The sequence below is a fragment of the Stenotrophomonas sp. genome (assembly GCF_032061965.1).
Taxonomy (GTDB): Bacteria; Pseudomonadota; Gammaproteobacteria; order Xanthomonadales; family Xanthomonadaceae; genus Stenotrophomonas.
This window is the reverse complement of record NZ_DAMBEF010000019.1, coordinates 39,345-50,775: the sequence shown is the minus strand read 5'-3', so window position 1 is coordinate 50,775 and position 11,431 is coordinate 39,345. Positions and strand designations below refer to the sequence as shown.

General features: G+C 65.9%; 11 protein-coding genes. 4 read left to right on the top strand and 7 right to left on the bottom strand.

Features of this window, described 5'->3' with window-relative positions; translation table 11 throughout:
- Positions 1–3 precede the first annotated feature (3 nt).
- Positions 4–1,071, top strand: coding sequence for a heparan-alpha-glucosaminide N-acetyltransferase domain-containing protein (locus tag RT460_RS11720; RefSeq protein ID WP_313319137.1), 1,068 nt, complete (start codon positions 4–6; stop codon positions 1,069–1,071).
- A 138-nt stretch (positions 1,072–1,209) separates the two neighbouring features.
- On the opposite strand, the gene RT460_RS11715 is transcribed toward RT460_RS11720, so the two are convergent.
- The gene (locus RT460_RS11715) at positions 1,210–2,430 is read right to left on the bottom strand and encodes a multifunctional CCA addition/repair protein (protein ID WP_313319136.1); all 1,221 of its coding nucleotides are present in this window, start codon (positions 2,428–2,430) and stop codon (positions 1,210–1,212) included.
- Positions 2,431–2,655: 225 nt separating this feature from the next.
- Positions 2,656–4,602, bottom strand: coding sequence for a transglycosylase SLT domain-containing protein (locus RT460_RS11710; RefSeq protein WP_313319135.1), 1,947 nt, complete (start codon positions 4,600–4,602; stop codon positions 2,656–2,658).
- A gap of 179 nt (positions 4,603–4,781) precedes the next feature.
- Here RT460_RS11710 and RT460_RS11705 point away from each other — a divergent pair, with 179 nt between their 5' ends.
- Entirely contained in the window at positions 4,782–5,192 is a 411-nt protein-coding gene (locus RT460_RS11705; protein WP_313319134.1) for a biopolymer transporter ExbD, read from the top strand.
- 148 nt (positions 5,193–5,340) lie between these two features.
- Positions 5,341–6,216 carry an EamA family transporter gene (locus RT460_RS11700; RefSeq protein ID WP_313319133.1) on the top strand — a complete coding sequence of 292 codons (876 nt, stop codon included), beginning with the start codon at positions 5,341–5,343 and terminating at the stop codon, positions 6,214–6,216.
- Positions 6,217–6,226: 10 nt separating this feature from the next.
- Here the strand turns inward: RT460_RS11700 and RT460_RS11695 are convergent, their stop codons facing one another.
- The 4 genes from RT460_RS11695 to RT460_RS11680 all read right to left on the bottom strand — a co-directional run bounded on the left by RT460_RS11695 (position 6,227) and on the right by RT460_RS11680 (position 9,484).
- Entirely contained in the window at positions 6,227–6,964 is a 738-nt protein-coding gene (locus tag RT460_RS11695) for an endonuclease/exonuclease/phosphatase family protein (RefSeq protein WP_313319159.1), read from the bottom strand.
- 71 nt (positions 6,965–7,035) lie between these two features.
- The gene (locus tag RT460_RS11690; RefSeq protein WP_313319132.1) at positions 7,036–7,839 is read right to left on the bottom strand and encodes a thiol:disulfide interchange protein DsbA/DsbL; all 804 of its coding nucleotides are present in this window, start codon (positions 7,837–7,839) and stop codon (positions 7,036–7,038) included.
- Between the two features lie 118 nt (positions 7,840–7,957).
- Entirely contained in the window at positions 7,958–8,605 is a 648-nt protein-coding gene (locus tag RT460_RS11685; RefSeq protein ID WP_313319131.1) for a thiol:disulfide interchange protein DsbA/DsbL, read from the bottom strand.
- A gap of 93 nt (positions 8,606–8,698) precedes the next feature.
- Positions 8,699–9,484 (bottom strand): c-type cytochrome, encoded by a 786-nt coding sequence (locus tag RT460_RS11680; RefSeq protein ID WP_313319130.1) that lies wholly within the window; start codon positions 9,482–9,484, stop codon positions 8,699–8,701.
- A 159-nt stretch (positions 9,485–9,643) separates the two neighbouring features.
- Between RT460_RS11680 and yihA the strand changes: the two genes are divergently transcribed.
- Positions 9,644–10,288, top strand: a complete 645-nt coding sequence (yihA, locus tag RT460_RS11675; RefSeq protein ID WP_313319129.1) for a ribosome biogenesis GTP-binding protein YihA/YsxC — start codon at positions 9,644–9,646, stop codon at positions 10,286–10,288.
- Between the two features lie 92 nt (positions 10,289–10,380).
- Here the strand turns inward: yihA and RT460_RS11670 are convergent, their stop codons facing one another.
- Complete coding sequence (locus RT460_RS11670) at positions 10,381–11,349, bottom strand: MBL fold metallo-hydrolase (protein WP_313319128.1); 969 nt, start codon at positions 11,347–11,349, stop codon at positions 10,381–10,383.
- Positions 11,350–11,431: the final 82 nt, after the last annotated feature.

Here is an 11,431-nt window from a genome sequence, read left to right as displayed (position 1 = left end):
GCCATGAACAAAGCCGTCCGTTATGCCTCGGTGGATGCCCTGCGTGGCATCACCGTGGCGGCCATGCTGCTGGTCAACAACCCCGGCAGCTGGAGCCATGTCTATGCGCCGCTGCTGCACTCGGAATGGCATGGCTGCACGCCGACGGACCTCGTGTTCCCGTTCTTCCTGGTCATCGTCGGTGTGTCCATCGCGCTGGGCGTGGTGCCGCGGGTGGAGCAGGGCGCAGATCGCGGCGCATTGACCCGTACGGTGCTGATCCGCGCCGCGCGTATTCTTGGTTTGGGCCTTCTGCTGCATTTCCTGGCCTGGTGGTGGCTGGACTTGCCGCACTACCGGCCGTGGGGCGTGCTGCAACGTATCGGGCTCTGCTTTGCGTTTGCCGGTGCGGTTGCGATCTGGTTGAAGCCGAAGGCGCAGACGCTGTGTCTTGGCGCATTGTTGCTGGGTTACGCGGCTCTGCTGGCGGCGGGCGGCTCGTTGGAGCCTTGGCTCAATATCGCCAGTCAAGTGGACACGGCACTGTTTGGATCGCTGCTGTATCGGTATGACCCGATGAGCGGGCACGGCCACGACCCGGAGGGACTGATCTCCACGCTGGGTGCGCTGGCATCGACCCTGCTGGGTTTGCGCGCCGGTGCCATGTTGCGACAACGCCCTTGGCGACTGTTGCCCGCCGCACTGCTGCTGTTGCTGGCAGGTGGCGTATGGGCGCAATGGCTGCCCTTGAACAAGAACCTGTGGACCCCGTCCTACGTGCTGTGGACCGGCGGCTGGGCATTCGCGGGGCTGTGGCTGGCGCACATCCTGATTGATTGCCGGCAATGGCCGGCACTGGGTCGCCGCTTCGGCGTCAATGCGATCACCGCATATGCAGGCTCGTCGGCGATGGTGCTGGCGATGATGGCCACCGGCAGTTGGAACTGGCTGTGGGAACACCTGTTCAACCGCTGGCTGACCCCGCTGGGCGGCGCGCCCTTTGCCTCGTTGGCGATGGCGCTGAGCTTCGTCGCGTTGTGGTGGCTGCCGATGGCATGGATGGACCGACGCAGGATCTATCTCAAGATCTGAGCCGGCGGCTTGCAGGAGCGGCGTAACTCGCCAGGCGGGTGATACATCGCCAACCGCAGTAGCTGCAATTGCACAATCCAACGGCGTCTTCTGCTTCGTTGGCCCCGCAGCTGTTCCAGCGCGCATCGCACCCGACAATCAGCGTGCTGCGCTGATTGCCTTGATACGCGCCTTCTTCAGGGCCTCGCCGATGGCGGGGCCGTGCAAGCCTTCGGTGGCGATATCACGTGCGTTGATAGCCAGTGCAGCGGCGTGCAGGCGTTGCAGGGTTTCGCGCTGCGGGTAGTCGCTGTCTTCAAAACCGAGCCGGCCGCGTTTGTCGCATTCGCAGACCAGGGCCATCTGCGCGATGCGTTCGGGCCGGCGGAAGCCATCGCAGCGCTGGATCAGTTCCAGCACGGTGGCATCGCGAAGTTCGTCGATGCGATGCACGTTGAGGTGTTCACGGCAGACCGCCTCGGCCAGCAGCCGGTGATCGACGGGAATCTTCAGGCGTTCGCACAGTTTGGCCAGCGGCTTGAGGCCACGCTGCTCATGCATGATGTGGCGGGGCAGTTCATCGGTCGGCGTCAGCGCCTTGCCCAGATCATGGGTGAGCGCGGCGAAGCCGATCAGGTCATCGCCCGGCGCCAGGTGTGCGGCCATGTCGCTGACCATTTCCTGGTGCACGCCGGTATCCACTTCCGGGTGGAACTCGGCGCGTTGCGGCACGCCGTACAGGGCATCCACTTCCCGCAGGATCGCAGCCAGCGCGCCGGTATCGTGCAGGCAACGCAGGAAGGCTGAGGGTTGCTTCATACCCAGACTCCGGCGCAGTTCCTGCCAGATGCGTTCCGGGACTAAGGCGTCCAGTTCGCCGCTGGCGGCCATCTGCCGCATCAACTCAGCTGTTTCCGGGGCGAGGGTGAAGCCCAGCGGGGCAAAGCGCGCCATGAAGCGCGCGGCGCGCAATACCCGCAGGGGATCTTCGACGAAGGCCGGGCCGACATGGCGCAGCACGCGCTGTTTGATATCGCGCACGCCGCCCCAGGGATCCACCAGCTCGCCGGTTTCCTCGTCTCTGGCAATAGCGTTGATGGTGAAGTCGCGGCGCTGCAGGTCTTCTTCCAGCGTCACCGAAGGATCGGCATCGACAACGAAGCCGCGGTAGCCGCGGCCGGATTTTCGTTCGGTGCGTGCCAGGGCGTATTCCTCACCGCTGTCCGGGTGCAGGAATACCGGGAAGTCCTTGCCCACGGCCTTGAAGCCGAGTGATTCCATTTGCGCCTGCGTGGCACCAACCACCACCCAGTCACGATCGCCGGGTTGTTGGCCGAGCAGGGAATCGCGGACAGCGCCGCCGACGAGATAAGTCTTCATGCAGCCATGATAAGGCGGAAGACGTGCTGTACCTGTAGTGCCGAGCCATGCTCGGCAGGGGGCTCTACATGTAAAGCTCCAGCCGAGCATGGCTCGGCACTACATGGGTAAGGCTCCAGCCGAGCATGGCTCGGCACTACATGGGTAAGGCTTCAGCCGAGCATGGCTCGGCACTACATGGGTGGGACCTCAGCCGAGCATGGCTCGGCATTACGGTGCTGCGCTTCAGGGGCTTTGTTGGCAGCTGAAGGCTTTGCGGGCGCCTTGGGTTTTGCCGACCATGCGGTCGCTCAAGGTCAGGGCGTTGCCGTTGAGGCGCCAGTCGTAGATCACGCTGAAGGCCAACACCCGCGCAACGTACTCGCGGGTCTCCTTGTAGCTGATCGTCTCGATCCAGAAATCCGGGTCGTAGTTCGGGCGCTGTGTCTGCCAACGTGCGGTCGGTGTAGGGCCGGCGTTGTAGGCGGCAATGGTGACGTAGGGCAGCCCGTTGTACTTGTCCATCAGCTGGCGCAGATAGGCGGTGCCGATGGCGATGTTCGTGTCCGAGTCGTACAGGCTGGCCGCACCACCATAGCCGCTCAGGCCGATGTTCCTGGCAACGCTGGCGCCGGTTGCGGGCAGGACCTGCATCAGGCCCATGGCGTTGGCGGGCGAGCGTGCCTTCGGGTTGAAGATGCTTTCGGCGCGGATTTCCGCGGCGATCCAGGCCGGGTCCAAAGCGTTGCGCGCGGCCTCGCGGCGGATCGTGTCGTCGTGGTGCAGCGGGAAGCGCAGGTTGTACAGGCGCAGCTCCTGCGGCCCCTTCAAGGCGAACACGGCACGGTCGAACCAACCGTTGTTGCTCGCTACTTCCACCGCCATGCGTCGCTGGCTGTCGTCGAAACGGGTCAGGGCATCTGCCCATTCGCGCGCCGCCCAACTGGGACGCTCGATCTTGGACAGCTCAATCGCGCGCACCAGTGCAGGGTCGCGCGCTACCGCGCTCTTGGCCTGCGCGCTATCGCCCGGGTTCCATGGGCACAAGGCGTAGGGTTGCTTGAGTTTGTCGGCAGCCAGGAAGCCGTGGAAGGTGGGTTCGCTGGCTGCGGCCCTGTACAGCGCGGTGGCTTCGGCGGGCTTGCCGGTCTTCTCCAGCAGGCGGCCTTCGAACCAACGCCAGCGCGAGTCGTTGCGTTGCTTGGCTGGCATCTTGCGGATGGCGGCCAATGCTGCCGGCCAGTCGCCGCGTGCCATCGCCTCGCGGGTGCGCCACTCGTGCAGGCGCTCGTCATAGGCCGATTCGGGCACTGCGGCCAGGCGCCTTGCCGAATCCGGCAGGTAGGAGGCGACGGTCCACAGTGCGATTTCGTACAGCACCTGGCCTTGCTGCTCGGCGCTCAGTCCCAGGCGCTGCGCATACTGTGGCAACTGCAGCTCGGCGGCGCCGGGGTCTGCCTTGGCCAGTTTCTGCAGGCCATCGACCGCGATGCGCCGGCTGCGGTCGTTCTTCGGCCAGTTCAGCGCACGCGCGTCGGGTTTGTCGACGAAGGCGGCGTAGTCGTTGGCCTGGGCCTGTTCGGCGGCCGGCAGGCCGCGCGCGGCCGAGCGCATCACGGCAGCCTGCTGGGCATCGGCAGCAGCGTCGATGCGCTCCCAGCGCAAGGCGGGTGGCAGGCCGCCGCGACTGGCGAGTACCGCGAACACCGGGTCGCAGCCATCGGGCAGCGATTTGCCACTGCTGCGCCACAAGGCCTGGGCATCCGTCACCCACTGTGCATCCGCCTTGCCGGTGGCCTGGCGTGCGTTGAGCTCAGCGCAGCGCAGGCCGGCGTCATCCGCAGGCTTCCAGTTGGCCAGCAGCGTGGGCCAATCCTGACGACGGGCCAAGGCCGGCAGCCACGCGGCACGGAAGGTCTCAGCCACAGCCTGGCCCTGATAGCGCTTCAGGAAGTCCTGCGCCTGTGCCGTGCCCAGGGTGTCGATGTTCCGGCGCAGCGCCGCATATTCCAGCCAGCCATAGAGCGGATGGTTGCGCAGCGACGCGGCTGCGCTGGCATCGAACTGACCGCGTTCGGCGTTGTCGATCGCAGTACGCAGCGCGGTGCGCTGCGCGTCAAGATTCTGCGCGTTGGCGCTGGAACAGAGCAGCGCGGCCAGAACCGCCAAGGGCATGAGGGAGAGTCGTTTCATGCCAGAAGGATAGCGGGCTGGGTGTCAACGGCCGAGCGATAGACCTGCCCGCGCATGAACAAGTTGTGGCCAGGAGGCAAACGGGGGCTGAACGATAGGCCATTGGGGCGCTGCCATCGGTCCCGGCGCAGGCGTAGCTTCAGGGCTGAGGCAGCCGGCCTCGTCCTGGGGGAACTGCAATGGCTTTCAGCGCAGCAGGCAACAACGGACGTCCCTTGGCCGACATCAATGTCACCCCGCTGGTGGATGTGATGCTGGTGTTGTTGATCATTTTCATCGTCACCGCCCCGATGGTGAGCATTCCCATACCGGTGGACCTGCCACAACGCACGGACAAGGCCGTGCAGCGCCTTGATCCGCCGCCGCCGATTGCACTGCGCCTGGATGCGTCAAACCAGTTGTACTGGGATGGCCAGCCGATGCCTATCGGTGAGCTGCAAGCGCGGTTGCAGGAGCAGGCGCAGGTACATGCCGGCAATCTGCCGGAGCTGCGTATCGATGCTTCGCCGGACGCGCAGTACCAGCAGATGGCCACGATATTGGCGGCCGCCAACAATGCGCATATGGAACGCATTGCCTTCATCCAGTAAGCAGGGGTTGCTGTCGGATCAGCCACCGGACGAGGTGGCTGATCCCCATCCCGGGAAGTCACACGCCGGCGCTGCATGAAACCGGCGTTCGCAGACAAATTTCTGGGCGAAAGCGCCACGCATCGTCCTAGCCGAATACACTGCGGCCATGCAAAATTCCCGATTCGCATCGCTGTTGCCGGTGCTGGCGGTGCTCGGCTCGGTGACTTCATTGTCGATCGGCACTTCCTACGCCAAAAACCTGTTCCCGCTCATCGGCGCGCAAGGAACCAGTGCGCTGCGCGTGGGCTTTTCAGCGCTGTTCCTGTTGCTGCTGTGGCGGCCGTGGCGCTGGCATACCAGTCGCGTCGATGCCGCCGCGATCCTGCGTTACGGGTTGACCCTGGGCGCGATGAACCTGTTGTTCTACATGGCGCTGCGTACGATTCCGTTTGGCATCGCGGTGGCCATCGAGTTCACCGGGCCGTTGGCGGTGGCCATGCTGTCATCACGGCGCGCCATCGATTTCGTGTGGGTGGGCTGTGCCCTGGTCGGACTGCTGTTGCTGCTGCCGCTCGACGGTGGCCAGGCATTGGATCCGGTCGGCGTGCTTTATGCGCTGGGTGCGGCCTTCTGCTGGGCGCTTTACATCATCTTCGGCAAGCGGGCAGGGCATCTGCATGCGGGCCACAGCGTGTCGCTGGGCTTGCTGGCGGCGTCGCTGGTGGTGGTGCCGGTAGGTGTGCTCCACGCAGGTGCGGCCTTGCTGGAGCCGAAGATACTGCTGGCCGGCTTTGTGGTCGCGGTGGTGTCCAGCGCCATCCCCATGTCGCTGGAGATGATGGCGCTCAAGCGCTTGCCCAAGGAGACCTTCGGCATCCTGATCAGCATGGAGCCGGCGGTGGCTGCGCTATGGGCGCTGCTGTTGCTGCACGAACATCTCAGTGCCCTGCAATGGATGGCCATTGGCTGCACGGTGATTGCATCGGTGGGCAGCACCATGACCGCGCGGCGACCGCAGGCCGTGCCTGGCGCGGCAGGGTGAGGCCGGCGGCTCAGCGCAGACTGTTGGCCGGCACCTGGACTTCCATTTCCACCGCCAGATGGTCCGAATACGCGGCGGCGACCGCCCGCGTATCAAGCATCTTCATGGTGTCGGAGATCAGGATGTGGTCGATGGCGCGGTCCGGTCCCCAGCTGGGGAAGGTTGGCACCAGGCAACTGGGCGGTTGCAGCCGTGTCCGGTTGTACAAGGCGCGCATCTCGGGGCGATCAGCCTTGCAGTTGAAGTCGCCCATCAGCACTGCGTTGGGATAATCGGACAGGACATCGGAAATGAAGTCCAACTGCGACATGCGCGATCCGGTTCCCAGTGACAGGTGGGCAACCGCCACGGTCAGGCCTTCATCGCCATCGCCATAACGTGCGACCAACAGCCCGCGGCCACCGATGCGGCCGGGCAGGGCATGGTCCTGTACTTCCACCGGTTCCAGTCGGCTCAGCAGGCCATTGGCGCTGGAGGCCACGCCGCCCATGCGACGGTTGGGCTGGTGCGCCCAATAGTTGAAGCCGGCTCGCTCGGCCAGGTAGTGGGTCTGGTTGGTGAAGCCAGAGCGCAGGCTGCCCGGGTCGGCTTCCTGCAGGCCAACGATGTCGCGGCCGCTGGCCAGTTTGGCAATGGCGTCCAGGCTGTTGCGCTTCTGACCGGCAGGCAGCGCATGCGACCAGCTGCGGGTGACATAGTCACTGTAGCGGCGGGTGCTGGAGCCAGCCTGGATATTGGCGGTCAACAGCCGCAGGGTGTGATTGGGGGATTTCACGGCGGGTCGAACTCAAGGGCCTCGTTACCGAGGCCCTTGATACCTCACTTGGTGTTTGCGGCGCGTTCGCGCGCGATCAGGTGGTCGGCGATGCGCAGCATGTCGTCGTAGCTCTTGCCCTTGACCAGGTACTTGCCGTTGACGATCAGCGACGGGGTACCGGAGATCTTGCTGCGCTGGGCGAACTGCTTGGCGCGGTTGACCTTGGCGGCCACGGCAAAGCTGCCCATGGTGTCGGAGAAGGTCTTGGGGTTCACGCCGTGCTTGCCGTAGAAGTTGGCGATGTCTTCCACCGAATCCTGGCCGCGCTCACCCTTCAGGGTCTGCTCGACGTGGATGGCGGCATACAGCGCGTCATGGGTCTTTTCCTGCACGCCCAAGGTCTCGGCGGCATAGAAGGCACGGGCGTAGTTGTCCCAGATGCCACCAAACACGGCCGGCACGTAGACGAAATTCACGTCCGAAGGCAGGCCGGCCTTCCACGAGCTGACCTGCGGCTGGAAGCGGGCACAGGCCGGGCAGACGTAACCGAAGATCTCGGCCACTTCGACCTTGCCGGTGGCCGGCTGGAACGGCTGGCCGCCATCAATGGCGATGTAGTCGGTGCCGGCAACCGGCTCGGGGCCGACCAGACGGGCCTGGGCCGGGACGGGAGTGTTGGCTTCCGCAGCCGGGGCCTGTTCGCCGGCCTGCTCGGTCGGGGCCGGTGCAGCATCGGCAGCCGGCGCGGCTTCGGTGGCAGCCGGTGTTGCGGCCGGGGCAACAGCGTTGGCGGTGCCATCCTGGGCCTTGCAGGCAACCATCAAGGGCAGCAGGGCAGTCAGGGCCAGGGCGAGGCGGATCTTCATCGGGTGGGGTCTCCAGCGGGGATTCATTGGTGCATCAGCCGCGGCGCAGCGCGGGTTGCGGGCGCATGATGCCATTATTGGACGCGGCGGCTGAACAGGTGGTTCGCCGCCGCCGGGGTCAGCGGCGGCTTGCCGCAGCGCGCTCGCGTGCCACCAGGGCGGTGGCGATGCGCAGGGTGTCCTCGAAATCGCTGCCCTTGACCAGGTACTTGCCGTTGACGATGAGCGACGGGGTACCCGGCGGGCGTACGCGGATGGCAAAGGCGCGGGCGTTCTTTACTTTCTCATCTACCTGCGGGCCGCGCAGGGCCGCGACAAACTGTGCCGGCTGTACGCCATAGCTGCTGTAGAAGGTAGCCAACTCGTCCGGGGTGACGTTCTGCACCGGCAGGCTGCGCTGTTCGTGCAGCGCCTTGAAAACATCGGCGTGGCTGCGCTTGAGCACGCCGGTCTGTTCGGCGGCATAGAAGGCACGGGCATAGGAGTCCCAGTAGCCACCAAAGGCGGCCGGTACCGGGGTGAAACGGACATCGGCCGGCTGCTTGGCAACCCAGGCTTCCAGCAATGGCTCGAAATGGGCGCAATGCGGGCAGGTATAACCAAATATCTCCACTACCTCGATCTTGCCGGCCAGCGGTGCGAACGGGGCGGGGTCGGCGATCAGCTCGTAGTCCTCTCCCTCGACCGGGGTGGCGTTGGGGGCAGAGCAGGCGACCAGCGGGCTAAGTGCCAGCAACAGCAACATCAGTCGGGGGAACAGCTTCATTTCGAGGGAATCTCCGGTGAAAAAGCAGACGCCGGCCCAGCGGCCGGCGTGCCTGTGGTCAAAAGCAGCGGGCCGTCGCAACGACCCGCAGGATCAAGGTTGTGAGGCGCTGGCGACTACCTTGGCATCGTCGGCGCGATCATGCAGGCCCTGCACGTAACTGGCCAGTGCCTGGATTTCCTGGTCGCTCAAGGCGTGGCTGACCTGGGCCATGATCTTGAACTGGGAGGCATCGCTTTCGCCAGTCTGCCCCGCCTTGTAGCGCTGCAGGCGCTGGGCCACATAGCCCGAATGCTGGCCGCCGATATGCGGGTAGGGCGGGCCCGGGTTGCCGGCACCGGCGGGGCCATGGCAAGCCATGCAGGCCGGGATGCCGCGGCTGGCATCACCGCCGCGGTAGAGCTTCTGGCCCACCTCGAAGAACTTCATGCCGGCATAGGGGCCTTCGCCCACCGCGGCATCATCGGCGACGCCGGCGCCGGCCTTCTGGGTGGCGAAGTAGGCGCCGATATCGCGCATGTCCTGCGGGGTCAGCCCCTGCACGAACGGCAGCATTGCCGCCACCGCGCCTTCATTGCGCTGGCCGTTGGCGATCAGGGCGATCTCCTTGGCGATATAGCGTTCGCTCTGCCCGGCAAGCCGTGGGTAGATCTCCACCGGCGAATTGCCGTCGGCACCATGGCAGGCGGCACAGGTCGAAGCCTTGGCCTGGCCCGCTTCCGCGTCACCGGGCTTGGTCTTGCTGAAATCCACCTCCAGCGAGGCGGTCTGCACCGGCGCATTGTCAGGGACAGGCACGACCGAGCTCTGGGCAAAGGCGACGGCAGCGATTACGGGGACAACCAATGCAGCAACGGCAAGAACACGAGCATGGCGCATGCTGAAGCTCCGTGTGGACCGGGCCAGCGGGGCGTTCCGCCGGCATCGCCCGGATTATCAACGGCGTTTTGCGGCACGGTCAACGAAGCAGCGCAGCATTTTGCCGCCCGGGGTGGGGCCGAACCGGCGCGCGGCGCCGCAACATGCGATCCTATGCACATGTCATTGCTCATCGAACGCGCCCGTTACCAGCTCTCCGCCCACAACGCCCGGCAATTGCCGCCGGACCTTGGGGCCGAGGTAGCCTTTGCGGGTCGCTCCAACGCCGGCAAGTCCAGCGCGCTCAATGCGCTGACCCGCCAGAACGCCCTTGCCCGTGTCTCCAAGACCCCGGGCCGTACCCAGCAGCTGGTGTTTTTCCAGGTGACCCCCGAGGCCAGCCTGGTCGACCTGCCGGGCTATGGCTACGCCAAGGTCCCGCTGGACCTGCAGGCCCACTGGCAGGCCTTCATCGACCAGTACTTCCGTACCCGCAACGCGCTCAAGGGCCTGGTGGTGGTGATGGACATCCGTCATCCGCTGAAGGACTACGACCGCCAGATGCTCGGCTATGCCGTGCAGCGCGGCCTGCCGGCGCATGCGCTGCTGACCAAGGCCGACAAGCTGGGCCGTGGCCAGCAGGGCCAGACCCTGCAGAAGGTGCGCAAGGAGCTGCACTCCAGCTTCGGCGATACGGTCAGTGTGCAGACCTTCTCCGGTGAATCGCGCCAGGGTGTGGACGAAGCGCGCGGCATCATCGGCGGTTGGCTGGGCCTGAACCCGCCGCCGGCGGCCGAGGACGCCAGCCCGGCAGACGCGGTGTAAGCCGCCAGCGCAGGGGCTGTCAGCTACCCGTTGGATCGCAGACGCCGCCCTGTCCAGGGCGGCGTTCCTGTTTTCAAGGGCGGCTCACCCGCTTACTTCAGTGGCGAGAACTCCGCCGGTACCCACGCGAACGCCTCGCCGTCACGGCGGACATGGCCCAGGCCCGGGAAGGGCAGGTGGGCGCCAGCCACCCACCAGCCTTGCGCTACGGCCTGCTCCATCAGCTGGCGGCGGCTGGCGATGGCCGCGGGACGGTCACTGTCGGCCTCGTAGGCTGCATCCGGGCGGGCGAACTGCACCGCGTGGAAGTGCACGATGTCGCCCCACACCAGCAACTGCTGGCTGTCGCCACCGTCCAGCAGATAGGACACGTGGCCCGGGGTGTGTCCATGACTGTCCACGGCGGTGATGCCAGCGGGCAGTGGCTCGCCCGGTGTGAAGGTGTGCAGGGTGCCCGCGCTGACATACGGGGCAACCGCAGTACGGGCCAGGCCAAAGGCAAAGCGCAGGCCCTGCGGCGCGCTGGCCTCACTGGCCGGGTTGAGCCAGTAGTCGGCATCAGCCTTGGACAGCCACACGGTGGCCTTCGGGAAGGCGGGCTTGCCCTGGGCATCCAGCAGGCCGCACATATGGTCTGGATGGGCGTGGGTGAGCAGTATGTCGTCGACCTCGGACGGATCGTGGCCAGCGGCGCGCAGGTTGCTCAGCACCTGTCCCAGGCCCGGACCGAAGCAGTGCGCGGTGCCGGTGTCGATCAGGCTCAGGTGGTCGCCGCGTTGCACCAGGTAGGCATTGACGGCGGTCTGCAGTCCCTTGGCGTCTTCGGGGACGTAGCGGTGCTCAAGCAGGCGGGTGACGGTGGTGGGATCGATTCCCACCAGTTCCTGTCGACCCAGGGCCACCGTACCGTCGAACAAGGCGGTGACGTGCAACTGGCCGATCTGCTGGTGGTAGACGCCGGCCACCTGTTGCCGGGTTGGGGCTGTGCTGCGCGCTAGTGCGGAGCCTGCGATGGCCAGGCCCAGCAAGGCGATGGCGAGCGGATAGCGAGGGAGGGGCATGGGGGGGGCCTGCAGGAGCGGCGGGGCCGCGAGACCTTTATGCTGCGCCCGGCCGGCGGCGTGTTTCGCTCACTGTGTTGCG